Source organism: Donghicola sp. XS_ASV15 (assembly GCF_041224595.1).
Lineage (GTDB): Bacteria > Pseudomonadota > Alphaproteobacteria > Rhodobacterales > Rhodobacteraceae > Donghicola.
This window is the reverse complement of record NZ_JBGFGN010000164.1, coordinates 134,996-157,635: the sequence shown is the minus strand read 5'-3', so window position 1 is coordinate 157,635 and position 22,640 is coordinate 134,996. Positions and strand designations below refer to the sequence as shown.

Below are 22,640 nucleotides of genomic sequence, written 5' to 3'. Positions count from 1 at the left end.
TGCGCGGGTGTTGTGTAGTGGTAAGACCTTAGCCTTCCAAGCTAATGACGCGGGTTCGATTCCCGCCACCCGCTCCAGAAACTTTCCATAAAATTTGGTGCCTGCTGGCAGATAAACTTGTCCAACGAGTTGCGTGCTTCTTTCGTGACTAGATTGCTTTGGTAGCGGCTGCTCAAATAAGTCGTCCGCAAAGCCCTTCAAGTCAGCATTCCCATGGCAGGTCCAGAGGGCCCCGATTGTGTGCAGATAGAGATTTCTAAGCATCTCGAACGCCTCACGTCCGCGAAGATTGGTCCGAACTCGTTTGGCAGAGGGCCTAAAGATCCGCCATACCGCGCAACCAAACTTAGCGAAGGGAAACCTTTGCTTGACCGCGTAGCGCCACGCGGCCATGTATCCCCCGTTATTTCGGAGGACCCATGGCACGAACTCCTGTTTTGAACGCGCAGCAAGTGGAACGCGAGAAATCCAAGCGTGTGGGCGCGTTACGCGCGCTGTTTCCGTTTCTGGCGCCATACAAAGGGCTCGCTGGTTTTGCCCTGATCGCACTGGTTCTGACGGCATCGATTTCGCTGATGCTGCCCTTGGCTGTGCGCCGCGTCGTCGACAATTTCGGCGCGCAGGACGGGGGGATGCTGAACCTGTACTTCAGCGCCGCACTTTTGCTGGCTGGATTGTTGGCCGTGGGGACTGCACTGCGCTATGCGTTGGTGACGCGCCTAGGGGAGCGCGTGGTCGCGGATATCCGCAAAGCCGTCTTTGGCCGCATGGTCGGGATGAGTCCCGCGTTCTACGAAAACATCATGACTGGCGAAGTACTGAGCCGGATTACAACGGACACGACGCTGATCCTGTCGGTCATCGGGTCGTCCATCAGCGTAGCGTTGCGGAACGTGCTGATCCTGTTTGGCGGCCTTATCCTGATGCTTGCGACGTCAGCCAAGCTGACGGCGCTGGTACTGCTGATTGTCCCGCTGGTCTTGGTGCCGATCCTGACGCTGGGCCGCAAGCTGCGCGTGCTGAGCCGTGAAAACCAAGACTGGATCGCGACCAGCTCCGGCGAGGCGTCCGAGGTGCTGCTCTCGGTCCAGACCGTCCAGGCATTTACCGCCGAAGCCGCCAGCCGCGCTCACTTTGGCGAGGTAACTGAAAAGTCCTTTGACGCTGCCCGCCGCCGGATCACCACGCGCTCTTTCATGACGGCGATTGTGATCTTTCTCGTGTTCGCGGGGGTTGTCGGGGTGCTGTGGATTGGTGCGCTGGACGTCCGCGCGGACCAGATGTCCGCGGGGGCCTTGGTGCAGTTCGTGATCTATTCGGTCATGGTTGCGGGCTCCGTCGGCGCCCTGTCCGAAATCTGGAGCGAATTGCAGCGTGCCGCCGGTGCGACAGAACGTTTGGTGGAACTCCTGCACGCGGATGATGCAGTTGTCGATCCCGAAGCGCCGGTCTCTTTGCCTGCCCCGGTCAAAGGCGAGATCACCCTTGATCATGTCAGCTTTACCTATCCCGCACGCCCCGACGCACCTGCGCTGCGTGACCTGTCACTGCATGTCAAAGCAGGAGAGACAGTCGCGCTTGTCGGCCCTTCTGGCGCGGGCAAATCTACTGTAATCCAGTTGTTGGAACGCTTCTATGACCCGACCGAGGGTCACGTCATGCTGGACGGCGTGGCCTTGGACACGCTCAGCCGCGATGCGTTCCGCCGACACATGGCGCTGGTCCCGCAAGATCCGGTGATCTTTGCGGCCTCGGCACGAGAGAACATCCGCTTTGGTCGCCCCGATGCAACTGATGCCGAGGTCGAAGCCGCCGCCAAAGCTGCCGCCGCCCATGACTTCATCTCTATGCTTCCTGACGGGTACGACACCTACGTTGGCGAACGGGGCGTTATGCTGTCCGGTGGTCAAAAGCAGCGCATCGCGATCGCTCGCGCTATCCTACGCGACGCGCCGGTCCTGCTTCTGGACGAAGCCACCAGCGCCTTGGATGCCGAATCCGAACGACTGGTACAGGCCGCCGTGGACGAGCTGTCCAAGGATCGCACCACCATCGTCGTCGCGCACCGTCTGGCAACTGTTAAAAAAGCTGACCGGATCGTCGTGCTGGAAGACGGGCAGATTGTTGCGCAGGGCACCCACGAAGAACTGGTCGCCGCTGATGGTCTCTATGCAAAACTAGCGCGTTTGCAGTTCACTGACGGCTTTTCAGGAGAAAAGTAACGCTACGGCGCAACAAGTTTATCTTTCGTTGCGTAAGTCTTGCGCCCCGCCGTTGCTCCGCTCACATTGAGAGGTGGGAGACAAGAAATCTGCGACCAAGCAGGTTCAGGGAGGAAGCATGCCATACGCGTCGTATGCAGATCGCGCTGCGATCGAAACAGAAATGCCTTGGGCGGACAGAGATGTGCCCAAGACCATGTACAAACTGCTGGAGCGCACCAAAGAGCAGTTTGGCAAACGTCCGTCGGTCAGTTTCCAGCTGACCTCTAGCCCCAAAGATGCGGGCGAAACCCTGACATGGGCGGAACTGTTCGAAAAAGTCACCCAGACTGCAAACCTACTGCGCAGTCTGCGAGTCGGTCCCAAAGATTCGGTCGCGCTGCTTCTGCCCAACTGCTCGGAAACGGTGATGGCGCTGCTTGGCGGGATGGTCGCAGGGATCGCGAACCCGATCAATCCGCTGCTGGAGCCAGAGCAAATCTCTGCTATCCTGCGGGAAACCAATGCCAAGGTGCTGGTGACGCTGCGGGCCTTTCCCAAAACAGACATCGCGCACAAGGCGGCCGAGGCCGTGCGCTTTGCGCCGAACGTGCATACCGTGCTCGAGGTTGATCTGCTGCGCTACCTCAGCCCACCAAAGTCGTGGATCGTTCCTCTGATCCGGCCCAAGGCGCCGGACTATGCCCACGCAGACGTGCTGAATTTCAACAAGGCGATTGCCAAACAGAATACGACGCTGGATTTCGTAGATGCCGACGAAGATCGCGTCGCTGCATACTTCCATACGGGCGGGACCACGGGCATGCCCAAGGTCGCGCAGCACAAGTATTCTGGGATGATCTACAATGGCTGGCTTGGGGCCAAGCTGTTGTTCTCTGCAGATGACAATGTCATCTGCCCGCTTCCGTTATTCCACGTTTTCGCCGTTCATCCAATTCTGATGTCGATGATGTCCAGTGGTGCGCATGTGATCTTTCCCACGCCAGCGGGGTATCGAGGCGAGGGCGTCTTCGACAACTTCTGGCAGTTGGTAGAGCGGTGGCAGGTGACGTTTATGATCACCGTCCCGACGGCTGTGTCCGCGCTGATGCAGCGACCTGTGGATGCGGATATCTCGTCGCTCAAGACAGCGTTCTCGGGCTCTGCGCCGATGCCTCTTGAGCTATTCAAGCGGTTCGAAAGCAGCTGCGGCGTCGCAATTTGCGAGGGCTACGGCTTGACCGAGGCAACCTGCCTTGTGTCGATCAACCCGCCTGCGGGGGAAAAACGTGTTGGCTCGGTTGGTATCCCATTCCCCTACACGGACGTTAAAATTCTACGTCAGTCGCCGGATGGGCCTGTGGAATGCAGCGTGGACGAAGTGGGCGAGATTTGCGTCGCGAACCCCGGTGTCTACGCGGGCTCTACCTACACAGAGGCGGACAAGAACCGGGACTTGTTCCACTACGACACCTTCTTGCGCACGGGTGACCTTGGGCGCATGGATGCAGATGGCTACCTGTGGATCACTGGCCGCGCCAAAGACCTGATTATTCGCGGGGGGCACAACATTGATCCTGCCGAAATAGAAGAGGCTTTGTTGACCCACTCGGCGGTCGCGTTCGCTGGTGCGATCGGACAACCGGATACGCACTCGGGCGAGATGCCCTGCGCCTATGTGGAACTTGTCGACGGGGCCGAGGTCTCGTGCGAGGAATTGTTGGCCCATGCCAAGAAACACATCCACGAACGCGCTGCGCATCCCAAGCATCTCGAAATTCTGGATGAATTGCCCAAGACTGCAGTGGGCAAGGTGTTCAAACCCGACCTGCGGAAAAGCGCGATTCGTCGCATTTATAACTCTGCACTCTCTGGGACGGGAGCAGAGGTGATCGAGGTCATCGATGACAAGAAGCGCGGGCTGACCGCCATCGTGCAGAAGGGCGCGTCGACCGACCCCGCCGCAGTTGAGACGGCGCTTGCAATGCATACGCGCCCTTGGGATTGGGCCGAGTAATGCAAAGGGGCGCAGCACGCGCCCCTTAATGTTTATTGCGCGGTATAGCCGCCATCGACCAGGTGGTACGAGCCCGTCACGAAGCTGGCTTGATCCGACAACAGATATGTCACGAGGCTTGCGACCTCTTCGGGTGTTCCAAGACGTTTTTGCGCGTGTTTTTCCGCCAGCGCGGTTTGGGTCGCGTCGTCCAGAGTCTGATCCACAAGCGGCGTGTGGATGAAGCCCGGGCCCACCGCTGTCACTCTAATATTGTCCACTGCGTGCTCTAGGGCGGCCGACTTCGTCAGGCCAATGACGCCGTGTTTTGCCGCGACATAGGCCGACGAATTCTCGATGCCCACCGAGCCGAGAATCGATGCGATGTTTACGATTGCACCGCCACCTGATTCTTTCAGAGCGGGGATCGCGTAGCGCATACCGTAAAAGACCCCGTTTAGATTGACATCAATCACCTGCCGCCAGCTGTCGGTCGGGTATTCCCCGACGGATGCGCTTGCCCCGCCGATTCCGGCGTTGTTCACTAGAAAGTCCAGCCGGCCCGTTTGATCGACCGCGAATTTCACCAAGCCCTGAACGGATGATTCGTCGCTCACGTCCGCCGCAAAGCCAAAAGCTGTTTCGCTGATCTCTTTGGCGGCTGCGTTCGCCTTGTCCTCTTTGAGGTCGGCGACCACGACCGTCGCACCGGAATCGGCCAATTGCTTTGCGATCGCATAGCCAATTCCTGATGCCGCACCGGTCACAATGGCGGTCTTCCCGGTAAAATCGATATTCATAACCTACTCCTTTTCCGCGAATTTTTGCGGTTGAGAGAGATATGGGCGCATTTTTTTGATCTGACAGGGAGGGGTGCGGAAACCTTGTGTGCCTCTGTGCAGAGTGCGCGCGCAAGTCTGCACGGAACACAGAAAGGGGGCAGATTATGGCGCTTGAACCGACTTGGATTTTCTGGGGTAAATGGTGCTGCAGGGGAGGATTGAACTCCCGACCTCTCCCTTACCAAGGGAGTGCTCTACCACTGAGCTACTGCAGCGTCCGAACCATAAAGGCGTTTGATCTGAGCGGGTTAGCGTCCTCTGATCAGAGGTGAATGCTGTGCCGCTGTGTCAGCGCCGTGTTGGTGAGGGGGCTTCTAATAACAAAATTCAGGGTGTGCAAGGGCAATCTGGACGGTTTTTTCATCAGGATGTAGGAACAGGGCATGAAAAAAGATTCCGAGCCCCAGAACCCCAAGAAATACAAGGATCCGAGCCGTGAAGATCGGCTGAAGGCCGCGCTCAAAGCCAACATGGCAAAGCGTAAGGCTCAGGCAAAGGCTCGTGTCACGACCTCCGAGCAGGACAAGGAAGAGAACTAATGGATTCAATCATCGTAAAAGGCGGCACCGAACTGCGCGGCCAGATCCCGATCGCCGGCGCCAAGAATGCCTGCCTGACGCTGATGCCAGCGACTCTTTTGTCCGAGGAGCCTTTGACCCTGACGAACGCGCCGCGTTTGTCGGACATCAGGACTATGACCCTGCTTCTGCAGTCCCTTGGAGCCGAGGTTCAGAGCCTGAATGATGGCCGCGTTTTGGCGCTGTCGTCGCACGGGTTGAACAACCACAAGGCCGACTACGATATCGTCCGCAAAATGCGTGCGTCGATTCTGGTGCTGGGCCCGATGCTGGCCCGTGACGGCCACGCTGTTGTGTCGCTGCCCGGCGGCTGCGCCATTGGCGCGCGACCCGTGGACCTGCACCTGACCGCGCTAGAGGCCATGGGCGCAGAACTTGAACTGAAGGACGGCTATGTCCACGCCAAGGCAGCGGGTGGCCTGAAGGGCGGGATCGTTGATTTCCGTTTCGCGTCTGTCGGCGCGACCGAGAACGCTCTGATGGCGGCGACGTTGGCCAAAGGCACCACGGTCCTGAACAACGCGGCCCGAGAGCCCGAAATCGTCGATCTGGCGCAGTGCTTACGCGCGATGGGCGCTCAGATTGAAGGCGAGGGCACCAGCCGAATCGAAATTCAGGGCGTTGAGCGTCTGAATGGCGCGACTCACCAAGTCGTCGCAGACCGAATCGAAATGGGCACGTACATGCTGGCCCCCGCGATTGCTGGCGGTGAAGTCGAGGTCTTGGGCGGTTCGATCGACCTGCTTGGCGCATTTGTCGAAAAGTTGGAGGCGGCAGGCGTCTCTGTTGCCTCAACCAAGGACGGTGTTCTGGTGTCGCGCAAGAATGGCCGCGTTGATGCGGTAGACGTCACCACCGAGCCTTATCCTGGCTTCCCCACCGATCTTCAGGCACAGTTCATGGCGATGATGTGCACGGCGAATGGCACCAGCGTTCTCGAAGAGAAGATCTTTGAGAATCGCTTCATGCACGCGCCGGAACTGATCCGGATGGGCGCCGATATCGAGGTTCACGGCGGCACTGCCAAAGTCACCGGTGTTGACCGTCTGCGTGGTGCACCTGTGATGGCGACAGACCTGCGCGCCTCTGTCTCGCTGATTCTGGCGGGTCTGGCAGCCGAAGGCGAAACCCGCGTGAACCGCGTGTATCACCTCGACCGTGGATACGAGAGCGTGGAAACCAAGCTTGGCGCCTGCGGTGCCAACATCGAAAGGGTCAAAGAAGAGTGACACAGGACGCCCGTTTCGAAGACGCCAGCCCCAAGCCCCTGAACATCGGGGCAATGGATGCCGATGACCTACAGGTGATTTCGGCCCTCGTACAGGATGCGGTCCTGCCCGTGGGCGAGATGACCTATGAACGCGGGGCAGGGCGTTTTGCCTTGCTGCTGAACCGCTTCCGCTGGGAGGACAAGTCTGCCGCGCGTCCTGAACGCGTGCAGGCTGTGCTGGCCTTTGAAACCGTGCGCGGCGTGTCATCCCAAGGCATCGACCGCAGCGACAAGGACACCGTTCTGTCGCTGCTATCGGTCGAGTTCGCCGAAAGCGATGCCCCGAGCGGTCACGTCACCCTGCATTTCGCAGGGGACGGCGCCCTGCGTCTGTCGGTCGAGGCGGTCGAGGCGACCCTGCGCGACGTGACCCGCCCCTATTACGCGCCTTCGGGCAAAGTGCCTGATCACAACGCCTGATGAGGCCAAAGCACCGGTAGTTCTTGAGGACAGCGCCCCTGCGGTCTATGTCTGCGCTCATAAAATTAGGAGCCGCAGCCCATGCCCGTATGCCTGTCCACTCGTGACGCAGATTTCGAAGCCCAGTTCACCGCGCTGCTCGGTGCCAAGCGCGAGGACAGCCCCGATGTGGATCATATCGTGGCAGAGATCATTGCGGACATCCGTGCGCGCGGCGACGAGGCTCTGCTAGAGTATACTGCGAAATTCGACCGAATGGACCTGAATGCGGATCAACTCGCGTTCTCGGAGGCCGAGATTGACGCACTGATCGCAGAGGTCCCCACCGAAGAGCGCGAGGCTTTGGAATTGGCGGCCGCCCGCATCCGCGCCTACCACGAGCGTCAAATTCCCGAAGATCAGCGCTGGACCGATGAGAGCGGCGCAGAGCTTGGCTGGCGTTGGACCCCTGTTTCGGCGGCTGGTCTGTATGTGCCCGGTGGTCTGGCGTCCTATCCCAGTTCGGTCCTGATGAATGCCATTCCGGCCAAGGTCGCTGGGGTGCAGCGTCTGGCGATCACCGTGCCGACCCCTGATGGCGTGGCGAACCCCTTGGTCCTGCTGGCAGCGCGCCTGTCCGGCGTAGACGAAGTTTACCGCGTGGGTGGGGCGCAGGCCGTGGCCGCGCTGGCCTATGGCACCGAGACCATCCAGCCTGTCGATAAAATCACCGGCCCCGGCAATGCCTTCGTCGCGGCAGCCAAGCGCCGTGTGTTCGGCAAGGTTGGGATCGACATGATCGCGGGCCCTTCGGAAATTCTGGTGATCGCGGACAAAGATAATAACGCGGACTGGATCGCTTTGGACCTGATGAGTCAGGCCGAGCACGACGAAAGTGCGCAATCGATCCTGATCACCGACAGCGAAGATTTCGCGCGCGAGGTCTGCGCCGCAGTGGATCGCCAACTTGAAACGCTAGAGCGTCGCGTGATCGCGGGCGCCAGTTGGCGCGATTTTGGCGCGGTCATTGTGGTAGACGATCTGGATCAGGCCGCGCAACTGTCTGACCGCATCGCGCCAGAGCACTTGGAGCTGTGTGTGGCCGACCCTGACGGCCTGTCGGACAAGATCACCCACGCGGGCGCGATCTTCCTCGGGGCTTGGACGCCAGAGGCGATTGGCGACTATGTCGGTGGCCCGAACCACGTGCTGCCCACCGCGCGCTCGGCCCGTTTCAGCTCTGGCCTCTCGGTGATGGATTTCGTCAAACGCACGACGCTGGCCAAAATGAACCCCGCCGCGTTGCGGGCCATAGGGCCTGCGGCTGAGGTGTTGGCAAAGTCAGAAAGCCTGCAGTCGCACGGCCTATCCGTGACCGCACGTCTGCAAACTCTGAATGATTGATTGCTATGGCTGCTACGATTTATCACAATCCCCGCTGCAGCAAATCGCGCAATGCCCTGACTATTTTGCAGGCCGCAGGGGAAGAGCCCGAGGTTGTTGAATATCTGAAAACCGGATGGACGCGCGACTTGCTGGAGTCACTTTTTGCGGACGCGGGGATCGCTGCCCGCGATGCCCTGCGCAAGGGCGAAGCGCCGGCCAAAGAGTTGAGGCTATCAGCGCCTGAAACCACGGATGATCAGATCATCGAAGCCATGATTGCGCATCCCATTCTGGTCGAGCGCCCGATTGTCCGCACGCCCAAAGGCGTCGCGCTCTGCCGCCCTATGTCGAACCTGTTGCCTCTGCTGGCCGCATCTCTGCAAGGCCCCGTGACCGATGCCAAAGGCAAGGTGCTGGTGGATAAAGAAGGAAATGCGCTGTGACCGAAACGCCAAATGTTGACGACACCTTGTTTCAGACCTTCGACCCTGCGCGTCTGTTCGAGGCGCAGCGCAGCACCCATGCCCCGCGCATTCTGGTTCTTTATGGTTCGCTGCGCGAGCGGTCCTATTCGCGCCTTCTGGCCGAAGAGGCGGGCCGCATTCTGACCCGCCTTGGTGCCGAAGTGCGGTTTTTTGATCCCAAGGGGCTGCCCTTGCCTGACGCCGAAGACGCCAACCACCCCAAGGTCTCAGAGCTGCGCGAGCTGGCCCAATGGGCCGAAGGCATGGTCTGGTCCAGTCCCGAACGCCATGGCGCGATGACCTCGGTTATGAAAGCGCAGATCGACTGGATTCCGCTGTCCTTGGGCGGCGTCCGTCCAACTCAGGGTAAGACACTGGCGCTCTTGCAGGTCTGCGGCGGAAGCCAAAGTTTCAATACGGTCAATCAAATGCGCATTCTGGGACGCTGGATGCGGATGCTGACGATCCCGAACCAGAGCAGTGTCGCCAAAGCCTTTCACGAGTTCGACGCGGCAGGCCGGATGCTGCCAAGCGCCTATTACAACCGCGTTGTCGATGTCATGGAAGAGCTGGTGAAATTCACTTGGCTGACCCGCGATCTAAACGATTACCTGCTGGATCGCTACAGTGAACGCGTCGAGACAGCCGAGGAACTGTCGCAACGGGTGAATCAGAAATCGCTCTGATCGGGGCAATCCGCTTGCACCTATCCCGATGGTCACTAAAGATACGGTCAAAGAAAGTAACTGTTAGTGCCCCCTCTTATGTCTCGTATCTCAAATATCACTCTGGACGACAGCGCCCTCCCGCCGCCGACCCCCGAGATTGAACAGGAACGCCGCGTGGCAATGTTCGATCTTCTAGAGGATAATAGCCTTGTCTTGCCTGCACGGGATGACCGTCCCGCGCCTGGCGGCCCCTATCATCTGGATCTGTCGATCCGTGACAAGCGTCTTGTCTTCGACCTGAACACCGAAGGCGGCGAGAAGGCCGCTGAATTTCACCTGTCACTTGGGCCGTTCCGCCAAGTGGTCAAAGACTACTTCCAAATCTGCGCCAGCTACTTTGACGCTGTGAAAAAGATGCCCCCGAGCCAGATCGAAGCGATCGACATGGCCCGTCGCGGCATCCACAACGAAGGCGCGCGCATCCTCCAAGAGCGTCTCGAAGGAAAAGCCGAGATCGATATCGACACGGCGCGGCGTCTGTTCACCCTGATTTGCGTTCTGCATTTCGGAGGGTAGTGGTTGACGCGGGAGGTGCCTCAGTCGGTTTTGTTCTGCTGCGATCACAACGCGGTACGGTCCCCCATGGCCGAAGGCTTGATGAAAAAGCTGTACGGGCAGCAATGCTACGTCCAGTCGGTCGGCGTAAAGAATGACATGGAGATCGACGGCTTTGCCGTTTCTGTCTGCAAAGAGGTCGGGGTGGAGTTGGACCGACACCAGTCCCGCAGCTTTGATGAGATGGAGCAATGGGGCGACGATCTTTCGTCCTATGACCTGATTATTGCACTGTCTCCCGCCAGTCAGCGGCGCGCGTTGGAACTGACCCGTTTCTTCCATCTCGACGTAGACTATTGGCCTATCCTCGATCCGACAGGTTTGGGGGAAACTCGCGACGCGAAGCTGGTGCAATATAGGGCAGCTCGTGACCAGATTGTTCAGCGGCTAACGGATGCATTCGGGCCGCCAGAAAGCGAGAATTGAATGAGCGCGACCGACGTACTGCGCCGTTATTACGACGCATTTAACGCAGGCGACACCGACGGCATGCTGGAGTGCTTGTGCGACGACGTGGCGCACCACGTGAACGAGGGTAACATCCGCGTGGGCAAAGAAAAATTTGCAGAGTTCAACGCCCACATGACCCGCTGCTATAAAGAAAACCTGACCGACATCGTGCTGTTCGAAGCCGAGGGTGGCACACGCGCAGCGGCCGAGTTCACTGTGAACGGCACCTATCTGGAAACGGACGAAGGCTTGCCCGAGGCCAAAGGCCAGACCTACCGTCTGCCCGCTGGCACATTCTTTAGCCTCGAGGGCGACAAGATCACCCGCGTGGTGACCTACTACAACCTCTCTGATTGGATTCGGCAGGTCCAGTGACCCTACGTATTGAAATCCTGAGGGGCGAAGCGCTGGACGCGGCACTCGATGATGTGGCGCGTCTGAGGATCACTGTATTTCGCGACTGGCCTTATCTGTACGACGGCTCGCTAGAGTACGAACGCAAGTATCTAGAAGTCTACCGCCAGAGCGATCAGACCGTGCTGGTGGGCGCGTTCGACGGCACGCGGTTGGTGGGGGCGGCCACGGGCACCCCGATGCTGGACCATGCCGAGGATTTTGCGACCGCCTTTGAGGGCGCGGGCTATGACCTTGTGAACATCTTCTACTGTGCAGAATCTGTTTTGCTGCCGGACTATCGGGGGCAGGGCGCAGGTCACCGTTTCTTTGACCTAAGAGAAGCGCATGCGCGATCAGTCGGGGCGCAATACACAGCCTTCTGCGGCGTGCAGCGTCCAGCGGATCATCCGATGCGTCCCGCGGACTATGCTCCGCTGGATCCCTTTTGGCGCAAGCGGGGATACCGTCCGCTCGACGGGGTCATTGCACGGTTCAGCTGGAAAGATGTGGGCGATACTTCCGAAACGAAAAAGCCGCTCCAGTTCTGGATACGCGACCTTTCGTCCGAAGGTTAAAGCTGAGGGGGCCAGGGGGTTGGGGGATTTGGGGTGAAGCGCTCGTAGCGGGCCACTCGTACTCTGATACCGACCGTTGAACTCTTTACCGTCACTCGCAAACATGCGCCGTTAGGAACAGCTTCTTCGCGTGGACGGGTGAAACGGTCACTCTGTAAAAGGTTACTTCCGACCAGTGGCGCCGCTGGCGCCCCTCTACCCGGCGTGAACCGAGTAGGATTGGTATACCGGCTATGCTTGCAAAAATCTTGGTCGCATCGGTGCAGAAATTACTGCCTTTTGTTGAGGCTCCTGACTTAAGGGTTGTAAGCTCAACGTCTTGCGAAGGGTCGGGCCTACATGCAAATTTTGGAATCACGTGAATGGGAGCCCAAAAGATGAAAGTCGCGACCGCAGCCTATCCGATTGAATGGCACGATTCTTGGCAAAGCTACGCGGACAAGGTCACGCGCTGGGTGCATGACGCAGCGGAGAACGGGGCCCAGATGCTTGTTTTCCCAGAGTATGGCGCAATGGAACTGGCATCCTTGGCTGGCGCAGAGCAGGCGGGGGATTTGGCTGGGTCGATTCGGGCCGTGTCGGACCGCGTGGCAGAGGCGGATGACCTGCACCGCCAACTGGCGCAGGACACGAAGACCTATATTCTGTCGGCAAGTGCGCCGGTGCCAGACGGGGATGTGATCGTGAACCGCGCTCGCTTCTTTAACCCCGCGGGCGCGATGGACTGGCAGGACAAACAGATCATGACCCGCTTCGAACGCGAAGATTGGGGAATCGCCGGAGGCGGCCCGCTCAAGATATTCGATACTGCGTTCGGAAAGGTTGGCATCCTGATCTGCTATGATTCGGAATTTCCACTTTTGGCGCGCGCTTTGGTTGATGCAGGCGGCGAAGCGATCCTTGTGCCCTCCGCGACCGAAGCGCTCAGTGGATACAGTCGCGTTCGTATCGGCGCGATGGCTCGTGCGCTGGAATGTCAGTGTGTAACGGTCATGGCCTCGAACGTGGGAGATGCCCCGTGGTGTGACGCTGTTGACCTGAATGTGGGGCGCGGCGGCGTCTTCTGCCCGCCGGATAAAGGGTTTGACCCCACGGGCGTTCTGGCCGAAGGTGTGATGAACCAGCCGGGCTGGACCTATGCCGAGATCGACTTTGACCAGATCGCGGAGGTCCGAAAAGACGGCGTGGTGCTTAATTTGACCCACTGGGAAGAGCAACTGCCGCGAGTTTCTGCGGTGGAATTGTCACCTTTCTGAGATTGTTCTTGAAAATCTGCTACAATCGGCCCAATTAGTGGCGCGTCCTACATGAGGGCGAGACTAATTATGGAGTGAACATGGCCAAGGAAGAATTGCTCGAATTTCCCGGCGTCGTGAAGGAACTCCTGCCTAATGCGACATTCCGGGTCGAGCTTGAGAACGGCCATGAGATCATCGCACACACGGCAGGCAAGATGCGCAAAAACCGCATCCGTGTTCTGGCTGGCGACCGCGTACAGGTGGAAATGACCCCCTACGATCTGACCAAGGGTCGGATCAACTACCGCTTCAAGTAAACGAAGTGGCTTTAATCCTCGGCTCAGGCAGCCCGCGCAGGCGGGAACTGTTGGCGCAAATGGGCGTCGTGGCCGATGATATCCGGTCGCCGGATATTGATGAAACGCCGGAGCGGGGCGAACAGCCCCGTCCATACTGCGAACGCATGGCGCGGGAAAAGGCTTTGGCCGTTCCCGGCGGTGCGGACGACATCATTCTCTCTGCAGATACGACCGTCGCGCTAGGGCGCCGCATCTTGGGTAAGCCCGAGAACGAGAAAGAGGCAGCCTCTTTCCTGCTCGCGCTGTCCGGTCGCCGTCACCGTGTGATCACCGCTGTTGCGGTGCGCAAGGCGGGCAAGCTGTGGGAAAAATCTGTCGTCACCCAAGTCATGATGAAGCGCCTCTCGGACAACGAGCTTAACACCTATCTCGCCAGCGGTGACTGGAAGGGCAAGGCAGGCGCATACGGGATCCAAGGCGCAGCCAGCGCGTTCATCCCGTGGATCAACGGATCATTTACTGCGGTTGTCGGTCTGCCGATGGCAGAGACCGCGAACCTCTTGCTCGCCGCAGGATATCCTCTTTACGGAGAATGAAGACATGAAAGGTCGTCTGATTGCCTTGGACCACATCGGAGAGGTCGAGGCTGCTGCACTTATGGTGGATGGCAAACTCGAAGACCTTCTGATCGACAGCGATATGCCGCGTCCGGGCACCATCTATCGCGCCATTGCTGACCGCCCCATGAAGGGGCAGGGTGGCATGTTCCTGAAAACGCCCGATGGCAACTGCTTCTTGCGTCAGACCAAGGGGCTGGCCCCTGGGGATGCGGTGCTGGTGCAGGTCACCGGTTATGCCGAGCCGGGCAAAGCGATGCCTGTGACCTTGGACGTCCTGTTCAAGAGCCGCTACGCCATCATTACCCCCGACAAGCCCGGTCTGAATATCAGCCGTTCCATCCGCGACGATGATCGCCGTGACGAATTGCAAGGCATCGCCAAGGGAACGATGCAAGGCAGCGAGTTTGGTTTGATCCTGCGTTCTGCCTGCGCCGAAGCGGACGACGAAGAGATCGCCGAAGATGTGACAGCCATGCTCGACATGGCGAATGCCGTGCTGGCAGACCGCGAAGGCTCTGAGCCTGAGAAGCTGGTCGAAGGCGATGGCCCCCACCTGTTGGCATGGCGCGAATGGTACGAACGCGCGACCGTCGACGCAGAGGCTGGCAGCTTCGAAGCCAACGGTGTTCTAGACGCGATAGAGGACCTGTCCTCTCCCAAAGTCATGCTCGAAGGCGGCGGGTTCATGTTTGTCGAGCCGACTCGCGCTTTGGTCGCCGTGGATGTGAACACCGGCGGGGACTCGTCTCATGCAGCTGGGACCAAAGCGAACTTCGCTGCTGCACGCGCCATTCCGCGCGCTCTGCGCCTGCGTGGTCTTGGCGGCCAGATTGTGCTGGACTTGGCCCCTATGCCCAAGAAAGAGCGCCGGACGTTTGAAACCAGCCTGCGTGCGGCCTTCAAAGCGGACGGGATCGACACCGCACTTCTGGGCTGGACGACCCTTGGCCATTTCGAACTGCAGCGCAAACGCGAGCGCCGTGTCCTACGCGATTGCTTGCCCAAGGTATGACCGATGGCCTGCCCGATCTGTGATAAGCAAACCGATCCGAAGTACCGTCCGTTCTGCTCCAAGCGCTGTGCGGACATCGATCTGGCCAAGTGGATGACCGGCTCTTATGCCGTGCCGTCCACCGATCCCGATGACTTGGAACAGGCCCTTGAGGAGGCTGAACAAAAAAAATCAAAACCCCACTGATTTTTTCTGTTTCGGGTCTGGACACTCCCGAGAACTGCGCATAATACAGCGCTCACCCGAACGGACAACGTTCACCCAGCCCGGGTAGCTCAGGGGTAGAGCAGTGGATTGAAAATCCTCGTGTCGGTGGTTCGATTCCGCCCCCGGGCACCATTTAACTCTCTGACAAAAAATGGTTTAGCTGGCACATCTGGTGCCAACCGAGGCAACATTTGTGGCCTGCTATTCGGCGACATATCTGAAGTCATGCCTGCGATGAGAGGCCCCATTCTCTAGCTGGGTCGTGGCGCATGAATGGTCAGCCGCACACCTAACCTAACTCTTTCACGCAGCCCAAGTGACCTGAATGCGGTGTGAAAGCTCACGTGCTTTCATGGGACAGCCGTGCAATCAGGTCGTCCATGACCGCTGCGTTTTGCATCCGTAAGATCGACTCGGCTGCCGCCATGTCGTGGCGCCGCATTGCGTCGATGAGCAGGGTCATCTCTTCGGCCATGATTTTGCGGCGACCCGCACCGTAGCGATAATTTCGGCGGAAGGCGAAAATTGTGTCCCACCCGCGCAGGAATACACGGAGCGCTTCTTGGTTGCCTCCAAATTCCATGATGCGGGCGTTGAAGCGACGGTTGCTCTCGATGGCCTCTGTGTCTCTGCCTGCGTCGATTTGGCTGCGGTAGTCTTCGGCCAGTGCTTCTAATTCGCGAATGCGTTCCAATGTCAGCTTTCGCATTCCGCTGCGCACAGCAAAAATCCGTAGTTCGGTGTTTAACTCGAACAGGTCCGTGACATAGCTGCTGTCCAGTTTTCGGACTGTCGCGCCGCGGTTGGGCTCGATGCTGACCAGCCCTTCGCCTTCTAGCTTTCGCAGGGCTTCACGCAGGGGCATGGTCGAAAATCCCAGCCGTTTGGCCAGTTCGCTGGTTTTCAGGCGCTCGCCGGGGGTGACCCGACCGGCAAGGATGTCTTCTCGGATCAGGTTGGTCACCTGATCCACTGAGTTTACGGCACTATCGGCTGGCAAAGTTGCTTCATCTTCCATGCGCAGAATGTTGATCAACCCGCCTTGCGGATCAAGGAGATATGTTCGGCGTCGATCAGGATCGTCCCGTCCTTGCGGCACAGGCGCACGGCTTCGGTAATGACCCCCGCAGGTCTCGAGCTGCTCTCGCGTTTGCAGGTGAAGTCCATTTCTACATAGACCTCGTCCCCCGCCAGAATCGGCGTTTTGAACCGCACGTCATTCCAGCCGAGCGACGCAATCGAGGTATCCTCGTAAAGCTTCAGTTCGGTCTTCAGTCCCTCCATCAGGGATAGACCATAGAGGCCATGGGCGATGATTCCGGGGAAACCGGCCTTCTTGGCGTAGCCCTCATCCGTGTGCAGGGGGTGATGATCCCGCGTTAGGCGGCAAAAATCCGCAATATCCTGTGCTGAAATTTTGTGCGTTCCGGTCGTGTAAGTCGTGCCGACGACCACATCTTCGTAAAACAGGTTCATGAGTAAGCCTTCTGCACCTGCCGCGCGATGATCATCCGCTGGATCTGGTTGGTGCCTTCGTAGATCTGGCTGAGTCGCACATCTCGGAACAGGCGCTCGATGCGGAACTCGCGGGAATAGCCGTTGCCGCCGTGGATTTGCAGCGCGTTCGAGATGTGAATCTGCGCCATATCGGTGGTGAACAGCTTGGCCTGCGCGGCCTCCATCGCGATAGAGTGGCCCGCGTCATAGAGCTTGGCCGCGTTGTGGATCAGCAGGCGCGCCGCCGAGATATCCTTGGCCATATCGGCAATCATGAACTGGATCGCTTGGTGTTCAAAGATGGGCTTGCCGAACTGCTTGCGGTCGTTGGCGTATGTGATGGCGTCTTCCATCGCGGCCTGCGCCATGCCCAATGCCATGGAGGACATCATCAAACGGGCAAAGTTGAAGTTCCCCATGGCCATCTTGAACGCGCCGCCTTCGGGGCCGATCAGGTTGGTGACGGGCACGCGGACCTCGTCAAATGTCACCATGCATTCGGCCAGACCGTGCATCCCCAGCAAGTCTTCGGACTTGCCTTTGATCACGCCCGCGCTGTCGGTTTCGACAAGGATGCAAGAGATGCCTTTGTGACCGGCTTCGGGGTCGGTTTTGGCAAACACCATGATTACATCGGCGATCTGGCCAAAGGTCACCCATGCTTTGGTGCCCTTGATCACGTACTCGTCGCCGTCGCGGATCGCCGTTGTTTTCATGGCCGCGACGTCCGATCCTGTGTCCGGTTCAGTAACAGCGGTAGCCGGAATGACGGAGCCGTCTAGGATGCCGGGGATCCAGCCCTTGGTGGTCTCCGACCCGTGGTGATCTAGGAAAATCGCGGCCTCGACCGGAATGGCGAATGCGTTGCCGACCGCGCCGGAGCCGCGCGCGATCTCTTCCATCACGATGCAGGCGGCCATGGCATCAAGGCCCACGCCGCCCGCGTCTTCGCTGAGTGCGACGCCGAACAGACCCTGTTCAGCCAGCGCGTTGTAGATTTCGCGGGGGAATTCATCCTCGCGGTCGATGGTGGCAGCCGCAGGGGCGACCACGTTTTCCGAAAGCTTGCGCGCGGTGTCCCGCACCATGCGCTGCTCTTCGCTGTAGAACTGATCCAATGAGATCTCCAAATTCCAAAAACTGATACTATTTGATCAAGAGCTATCGCCGCGACTCGATCCGGTCAAGTCGAGGCAATGCCCGCGTGAAAGGCATCAGAGGGCTCTCGGTCGCAAAAATAGACGATCACGTGTTTTGGATCGGCGTTATAAGCCTTTGCCGCTGCCGCTGTGATTGCGCGGGCGGCCTCCGCTTTCGCCTTCTGGGGTCTCGGAAAGGCGTGAATCTTTATAAAAATGCGGTAAAATTCGGCGTTTGTGCCAAATTTTCCGGCATGTCCGTAGGAATTTGCGGGTGCCGAAAAATAATAGCAGGTCACGATATCTGCGCTGATCCCGTAGGCATCGCAGAGCCCTTTGGTCATGGATTCCGTCGCAACCTCCCGTATTTCTTGGGAACAGTCGTTGTCGATGATTTCGATAAAGGGCACGGGTCTTCTCCTGTTGGTTGTGCGTGCGCAGCATTCGATACGAATAACGGGCGTTGACTTAGTATCTGATCAGAAGAAGGTTGAGTGCAACAGATTTACGAACAGGCCCAAATCGGGCCGCAGAAGGAAAAGACCACGATGACGTTCAAGGGCAGCTATACTGTTTGTGTGACCCCCTTCACCGCTGAGGGTGCGGTCGATTTGCAGGCGCTGAAGTCCTATGTCGATTGGCAGATCGAAGAGGGCGTGCACGGCCTGATCCCTCTTGGCAGCACGGGCGAATTCCTGTCTCTGACCCACGATGAGCGCACCGCTGTCGCCGATACCGTTATTCGTCAGGCAGATGGCCGCGTGCCTGTCCTGATCGGCACCGCCGCCGAATGGACCGACGAAGCTGTCGATCTGAGCAAGGAGGCAGAGACCCTAGGCGCGGACGGGGTGATGCTGGTGCCGCCATATTACTCGTCGCCCACCGACGCGGAACTGGTGGCCCACTTCACCCGCGTGGCCGAAGCGATTTCGATCCCCGTGATGCTGTATAACAACCCGTTCACCGCGAATGTGGACCTGTCGGCGGATCTGGTCGGGCGTCTGTCCGAAGTGGACAATATCTCTTACATCAAGGACACGTCCAAAAACGTGCACCGCGTGACCGAACTGCTTGAGGCGTGCCAAGGCCGGATGACGGTATTCGCCGGCTACTACCCGTGGGAAAGCTATCTGGCAGGGGCCGAGGGCTATAGCTCTGTCATGTCCAACATCGCGCCGAAACTGTCTGCCGAAATGTTCGACAAAACCGTCGATGGATCGGGGCAGGGGCATGACCTCTATGTCCAGAGCCTGCCGCTGATCAACGCGCTGGCCGGTGACCTGTATGTGTCGGCCACCAAGGCCGCGATGAAAATGATCGGTCGCTCGATGGGCGATCCCCGCCCGCCGCGTTTGCCCTTGCCCGAGGCCAAGCGCGCGGAGCTTGAAGGAATTCTACGAACACTCGGGTTCATCGCCTGAGCGCACGGCGCCTCGCGCCACAATAATAAAGACCCCTCCCCAACAGTGAGTTTAACAAGGATACGCATGATGAAACTGACCAACATTGCACTTTGCGCCGCTATGGCGATCACCGCTGTCGCCGCACCTGCCTTTGCTCAGGACATCACCCTGAAAGCCAGCCACAACGCGAACGCAGACGAGCCTTATGGCGTTGGCCTGCGCAAAATGGCTGAAGTTCTGGAAGCCAAGACCGACGGCGCGGCCACCATTAACGTGTTCGACAACGCCACCCTCGGTGACGAGATGGAGAGCATCCAAGGCACCCAGATGGGTACCGTGGACATCGCAGTGACCGCAAACTCGACCCTGTCGAACTTTGTCCCTGATCTGTCGGTCTTCTCGCTGCCCTTCATGTTCGAAAACGCCGAGCAAATGGACCGCGCCCTGAGCGACCCTGCCGTTCGCGACGCCATTCAGGCGGAGCTGGAAAAGCAGGGCTTCCACCTGCTGGCCGTCTTCTCGGCAGGCACCCGTCACATCATGACCAAGAAGCCGATCGAAACACTGGCCGACATGGAAGGCCTGAAGATCCGCACCATGCAGAACCCTGCGCACGTGGATACCTTTAACGCATTTGGCGCGAACGCGACCCCGATTGCCTACACCGAACTCTATGGCGCACTGGAAACCGGCGTTGTTGATGGCGCAGAAGCGGCCAACACCAACTTCTACTCGCAGAAGTTCTACGAAGTTGCACCCGACTGGGCCGTTGTTGGTTGGCTGGAGCTGGTCGCGCCCGTGATCATGGGCAAAGCGGCCTATGATGCTCTGCCCGAAGATGTTCAGGCGGCTCTGGATGAAGCGGGCCTTGAGGCCGGGAAATTCGAGCGCGCCACTTATCTGGCCAGCGACAACGCACGCTTTGCGGACCTGGAAGAGGTCGGCGTGAAGATGACCCGTCCCGACACCACCGAATTCCGCGAAGCAGCCGCCCCCGTTCAGCAGAAGTATCTGGAAACCGAGGGCCAGAAGAAAATCTTCGAACTTCTGAAATCGGTCGAGTAACCCTTCCTTACTTGACCTAACGTTCCCGGCCGTGTCGCTTCCTGTGCGGCCGGGGCTTTAAGATTGGAAAGTTTCGCCCATGTTCGCCCCTCTCGAACGCCTATGTCTGATTTTGCGTGCTGTCGCCTCTGCTGCGGTGGTCATCCTGTTCACCGTGATGATGGTCTCGGTTCTGGTGCAGATCGGCGGGCGATACGTCTTTAACTACTCCATCGCTGCCGCGTCCGAGATAGCGACGTTCAGCCAGATCTGGCTGGTGCTTCTAGGCTCCGGCGTTGCTTTGGCTCGCGGCCAGCACGTCGCAATCGACATGCTGCCGGCCAAGCTGCCGCTGCCCTACGCCCGCGTTGCGCTGGTCTTGATCGCCGTGGTTGTCGCGAGTTTCCTGTGGGTTTTGGCCTATGGCACCCAGCCCCTGATCAAGATGGGCGCGTTCCAGCTCTCGCCAGCCCTGCGCGTCCCGATGAAGTATATCTACCTCTGCCTGCCCATCGGCGCCGGATACATGTCGCTCGAGTTGCTGCTCGCCGTGATCCAGCGCTGGGACAATCCCTTCCCCCCGCCCGAAGCTGACCCAGACCCCGAGGAGGCCATCTGATGCTGGTTATCGCACTCGCCTTCCTGTTCCTTCTCGCCCTTGGCGTCCCTGTTGTCTTCGTCCTTGGCGCCTCCGCGGTGCTGGCGCTGATCACCACGACCGACGTGCCCGTCGCCATCGTCAGCCAGCGTGTCTTTGCCGGACTGAACTCCTTTACCCTGATGGCGATCCCGTTCTTTGTGTTCGCTGGCGTGATCATGGACGCAGGCGGCATCTCTCGCCGGATTGTACAGTTCGCCTCGGCTCTGATCGGCTGGGTCGTCGGCAGCCTTTACCAAGTCAGCTGCGTTGCGGCGGCGGGTCTGGCGGCGATCTCGGGCTCTGGCTCGGCGGATACCGCTGCGATCTCGGCAATCATGCAGCCGCAACTGCGCCGCAAAGGGTATGACGTCGACTACGGCGCGGCCCTGATCGCCTGCGCAGGCTCTATCGCGCAGGTCATCCCGCCAAGCCTGACCATGGTGATCCTTGCCGTCGTGTCCAACGTTTCCATTGGTGCGCTGTTCATCTCGGGTATCCTGCCTGGCGCAATGTGCATCCTGATGCTGATGATCATCTCTTATTTCAAAGCCCGCAGTGGAGGTGACGTTTATCGAGACAGCGAGCCCTTTACCCTGCCGCGCCTTGGCCGCACCGCATGGGCCGCTCTGCCCGCAGCTGGTATGCCCATCCTGATCCTCGGCGGAATTCTTGGCGGCGTGTTCACCCCCACCGAAGCGGCGGCTGTCTCCGGCTTCTATGGTCTGTTGGTGGGCGCGTTCGTCTACCGTGACCTGAAACTCAGCGCACTGCCCGGCCTGATCCTGAAAACCGCGTCCCTGTCTGCCGCTGTCATGCTGATCATCGGCACCGCGAGCGTCTTCTCTTGGCTGATTGCCAACGCGAACGTGCCCCAAATCCTTGGTGAATGGATCAAGAGCGTCTCGTCCAGCCAGGTTGTGTTCCTGATTATCGCGAACCTCTTGTTCCTGTTCGTCGGCATGTTCCTCGAAACCATCGCGGCGATCCTGATCATGGTGCCGGTCCTGGCCCCGATCGCTGTCACCATGGGCGTCGATCCGCTGCATTTCTCGCTGCTGGTGATCCTGAACTGTGCCATCGGCACGGTGACCCCGCCCTACGGTGTGTCCCTGTTCGTGGCATCCTCGGTTGCTGGACGGTCGGTGATGCAGGTGTCCCGTCGTCTGGCGTGGCCGCTGGCGGGCCTGTTCTCCATGCTGATCGCAGTGACCTTTATCCCTGAACTTACGCTGTTCCTGCCCCGCATGTTCGGCCTGATTGATTAACTAGAAAGACCACCACTCATGACCACACTCAAAGTCACCATCGCCGGTATCGCATTCGACGCCAAGTTCGAAGAAGACGCGCCCAAAACCGTCGCCGCATTCAAAGCGCAGCTACCCTACAAAAGCAAAGTCGTTCACGTGCGCTGGTCGGGCGAGGGCGTGTGGATCCCCCTTGGCGATACCGATTTCGGCGTCGACTACGAGAACCACACCACCTATCCCGCGCCCGGTCAGTTCGTGCTGTATCCCGGCGGCATTTCGGAGACCGAGATTCTGCTCGCCTATGGCGGCGTGAACTTTGCCTCCAAGATGGGGCAGCTGGCGGGCAACCACTTCATTACCCTGACTTCGAACCTCGATAAGCTGAAAGAGATCGGCCCCAAGGTGCTGTGGGAAGGCGCGCAGGACATCCTGTTCGAAGAAGTTTAAGCGAAAG

Annotated in this window: 27 protein-coding genes and 3 tRNA genes; 24 read left to right on the top strand and 6 right to left on the bottom strand. The window is 59.1% G+C overall.

Going from position 1 to position 22,640, the window contains the following annotated elements:
* The first annotated feature begins 3 nt into the window (after positions 1-3).
* The 3 genes from AB9K37_RS19065 to AB9K37_RS19055 all read left to right on the top strand — a co-directional run bounded on the left by AB9K37_RS19065 (position 4) and on the right by AB9K37_RS19055 (position 4,218).
* Positions 4-77, top strand: a tRNA-Gly gene (locus AB9K37_RS19065).
* A 342-nt stretch (positions 78-419) separates the two neighbouring features.
* Positions 420-2,222 (top strand): ABC transporter transmembrane domain-containing protein, encoded by a 1,803-nt coding sequence (locus tag AB9K37_RS19060; RefSeq protein WP_369841882.1) that lies wholly within the window; start codon positions 420-422, stop codon positions 2,220-2,222.
* A gap of 118 nt (positions 2,223-2,340) precedes the next feature.
* Positions 2,341-4,218 carry an acyl-CoA synthetase gene (locus AB9K37_RS19055; protein WP_369841880.1) on the top strand — a complete coding sequence of 626 codons (1,878 nt, stop codon included), beginning with the start codon at positions 2,341-2,343 and terminating at the stop codon, positions 4,216-4,218.
* A gap of 32 nt (positions 4,219-4,250) precedes the next feature.
* On the opposite strand, the gene AB9K37_RS19050 is transcribed toward AB9K37_RS19055, so the two are convergent.
* Positions 4,251-4,997, bottom strand: a complete 747-nt coding sequence (locus tag AB9K37_RS19050) for an SDR family NAD(P)-dependent oxidoreductase (protein WP_369841878.1) — start codon at positions 4,995-4,997, stop codon at positions 4,251-4,253.
* A 182-nt stretch (positions 4,998-5,179) separates the two neighbouring features.
* Positions 5,180-5,254, bottom strand: a tRNA-Thr gene (locus AB9K37_RS19045).
* A gap of 168 nt (positions 5,255-5,422) precedes the next feature.
* Between AB9K37_RS19045 and AB9K37_RS19040 the strand changes: the two genes are divergently transcribed.
* The 16 genes from AB9K37_RS19040 to AB9K37_RS18965 all read left to right on the top strand — a co-directional run bounded on the left by AB9K37_RS19040 (position 5,423) and on the right by AB9K37_RS18965 (position 15,348).
* A complete protein-coding gene (locus AB9K37_RS19040) occupies positions 5,423-5,578 on the top strand; it encodes a hypothetical protein (protein WP_303967527.1) in 156 nt (51 codons plus the stop codon).
* Positions 5,578-6,846, top strand: coding sequence for a UDP-N-acetylglucosamine 1-carboxyvinyltransferase (murA, locus tag AB9K37_RS19035; protein WP_369841876.1), 1,269 nt, complete (start codon positions 5,578-5,580; stop codon positions 6,844-6,846). Before AB9K37_RS19040 ends, murA begins: the two co-directional genes overlap by 1 nt.
* Positions 6,843-7,307, top strand: coding sequence for a DUF2948 family protein (locus tag AB9K37_RS19030; protein WP_369841874.1), 465 nt, complete (start codon positions 6,843-6,845; stop codon positions 7,305-7,307). Before murA ends, AB9K37_RS19030 begins: the two co-directional genes overlap by 4 nt.
* Before the next feature lie 81 nt (positions 7,308-7,388).
* A complete protein-coding gene (gene hisD / locus AB9K37_RS19025; RefSeq protein ID WP_369841872.1) occupies positions 7,389-8,690 on the top strand; it encodes a histidinol dehydrogenase in 1,302 nt (433 codons plus the stop codon).
* Positions 8,691-8,695: 5 nt separating this feature from the next.
* A complete protein-coding gene (gene arsC / locus AB9K37_RS19020; RefSeq protein ID WP_369841870.1) occupies positions 8,696-9,115 on the top strand; it encodes an arsenate reductase (glutaredoxin) in 420 nt (139 codons plus the stop codon).
* On the top strand, positions 9,112-9,822 hold the full coding sequence (arsH, locus tag AB9K37_RS19015; RefSeq protein ID WP_369841867.1) for an arsenical resistance protein ArsH: 711 nt from the start codon (positions 9,112-9,114) through the stop codon (positions 9,820-9,822). Before arsC ends, arsH begins: the two co-directional genes overlap by 4 nt.
* Before the next feature lie 78 nt (positions 9,823-9,900).
* Complete coding sequence (locus AB9K37_RS19010) at positions 9,901-10,380, top strand: UPF0262 family protein (protein ID WP_369841865.1); 480 nt, start codon at positions 9,901-9,903, stop codon at positions 10,378-10,380.
* A 3-nt stretch (positions 10,381-10,383) separates the two neighbouring features.
* Positions 10,384-10,845, top strand: a complete 462-nt coding sequence (locus AB9K37_RS19005) for a low molecular weight phosphatase family protein (protein WP_369841862.1) — start codon at positions 10,384-10,386, stop codon at positions 10,843-10,845.
* Positions 10,846-11,244, top strand: a complete 399-nt coding sequence (locus tag AB9K37_RS19000) for a ketosteroid isomerase-related protein (RefSeq protein WP_369841860.1) — start codon at positions 10,846-10,848, stop codon at positions 11,242-11,244.
* Positions 11,241-11,840, top strand: coding sequence for a GNAT family N-acetyltransferase (locus tag AB9K37_RS18995; protein ID WP_369841857.1), 600 nt, complete (start codon positions 11,241-11,243; stop codon positions 11,838-11,840). Before AB9K37_RS19000 ends, AB9K37_RS18995 begins: the two co-directional genes overlap by 4 nt.
* Positions 11,841-12,217: 377 nt before the next feature.
* Complete coding sequence (locus tag AB9K37_RS18990) at positions 12,218-13,096, top strand: carbon-nitrogen hydrolase family protein (protein ID WP_369841854.1); 879 nt, start codon at positions 12,218-12,220, stop codon at positions 13,094-13,096.
* 80 nt (positions 13,097-13,176) lie between these two features.
* A complete protein-coding gene (gene infA, locus AB9K37_RS18985; RefSeq protein ID WP_021097168.1) occupies positions 13,177-13,395 on the top strand; it encodes a translation initiation factor IF-1 in 219 nt (72 codons plus the stop codon).
* 5 nt (positions 13,396-13,400) lie between these two features.
* Positions 13,401-13,973, top strand: a complete 573-nt coding sequence (locus AB9K37_RS18980) for a nucleoside triphosphate pyrophosphatase (protein ID WP_369841850.1) — start codon at positions 13,401-13,403, stop codon at positions 13,971-13,973.
* A 4-nt stretch (positions 13,974-13,977) separates the two neighbouring features.
* Positions 13,978-15,009 (top strand): ribonuclease E/G, encoded by a 1,032-nt coding sequence (locus tag AB9K37_RS18975; RefSeq protein ID WP_369841848.1) that lies wholly within the window; start codon positions 13,978-13,980, stop codon positions 15,007-15,009.
* Between the two features lie 3 nt (positions 15,010-15,012).
* The gene (locus tag AB9K37_RS18970; RefSeq protein ID WP_369841845.1) at positions 15,013-15,195 is read left to right on the top strand and encodes a DNA gyrase inhibitor YacG; all 183 of its coding nucleotides are present in this window, start codon (positions 15,013-15,015) and stop codon (positions 15,193-15,195) included.
* A 78-nt stretch (positions 15,196-15,273) separates the two neighbouring features.
* A tRNA-Phe gene (locus tag AB9K37_RS18965) sits at positions 15,274-15,348 on the top strand.
* A gap of 208 nt (positions 15,349-15,556) precedes the next feature.
* Here AB9K37_RS18965 and AB9K37_RS18960 read toward each other — a convergent pair.
* The 4 genes from AB9K37_RS18960 to AB9K37_RS18945 form a co-directional block, all read right to left on the bottom strand.
* On the bottom strand, positions 15,557-16,234 hold the full coding sequence (locus AB9K37_RS18960) for a GntR family transcriptional regulator (protein WP_369841843.1): 678 nt from the start codon (positions 16,232-16,234) through the stop codon (positions 15,557-15,559).
* A 14-nt stretch (positions 16,235-16,248) separates the two neighbouring features.
* A complete protein-coding gene (locus tag AB9K37_RS18955) occupies positions 16,249-16,692 on the bottom strand; it encodes a MaoC family dehydratase (protein ID WP_369841840.1) in 444 nt (147 codons plus the stop codon).
* Entirely contained in the window at positions 16,689-17,831 is a 1,143-nt protein-coding gene (locus AB9K37_RS18950; RefSeq protein ID WP_369841838.1) for an acyl-CoA dehydrogenase family protein, read from the bottom strand. The genes AB9K37_RS18955 and AB9K37_RS18950 overlap by 4 nt, the downstream gene beginning before the upstream one ends.
* A gap of 65 nt (positions 17,832-17,896) precedes the next feature.
* Positions 17,897-18,262, bottom strand: a complete 366-nt coding sequence (locus AB9K37_RS18945; protein ID WP_369841836.1) for a hypothetical protein — start codon at positions 18,260-18,262, stop codon at positions 17,897-17,899.
* 84 nt (positions 18,263-18,346) lie between these two features.
* Between AB9K37_RS18945 and dapA the strand changes: the two genes are divergently transcribed.
* The 5 genes from dapA (at position 18,347) to AB9K37_RS18920 (ending at position 22,633) form a co-directional block, all read left to right on the top strand.
* Positions 18,347-19,273 carry a 4-hydroxy-tetrahydrodipicolinate synthase gene (gene dapA, locus AB9K37_RS18940; protein ID WP_369841834.1) on the top strand — a complete coding sequence of 309 codons (927 nt, stop codon included), beginning with the start codon at positions 18,347-18,349 and terminating at the stop codon, positions 19,271-19,273.
* A gap of 69 nt (positions 19,274-19,342) precedes the next feature.
* Positions 19,343-20,320 (top strand): TRAP transporter substrate-binding protein, encoded by a 978-nt coding sequence (locus tag AB9K37_RS18935; RefSeq protein WP_369841831.1) that lies wholly within the window; start codon positions 19,343-19,345, stop codon positions 20,318-20,320.
* A 79-nt stretch (positions 20,321-20,399) separates the two neighbouring features.
* Positions 20,400-20,918 (top strand): TRAP transporter small permease, encoded by a 519-nt coding sequence (locus AB9K37_RS18930; RefSeq protein WP_369841828.1) that lies wholly within the window; start codon positions 20,400-20,402, stop codon positions 20,916-20,918.
* Positions 20,918-22,204: a TRAP transporter large permease gene (locus tag AB9K37_RS18925; protein WP_369841825.1), complete on the top strand. Its 1,287-nt coding sequence runs from the start codon at positions 20,918-20,920 to the stop codon at positions 22,202-22,204. The genes AB9K37_RS18930 and AB9K37_RS18925 overlap by 1 nt, the downstream gene beginning before the upstream one ends.
* An 18-nt stretch (positions 22,205-22,222) precedes the next feature.
* Positions 22,223-22,633 (top strand): DUF3830 family protein, encoded by a 411-nt coding sequence (locus AB9K37_RS18920; protein ID WP_369841822.1) that lies wholly within the window; start codon positions 22,223-22,225, stop codon positions 22,631-22,633.
* Positions 22,634-22,640: the final 7 nt, after the last annotated feature.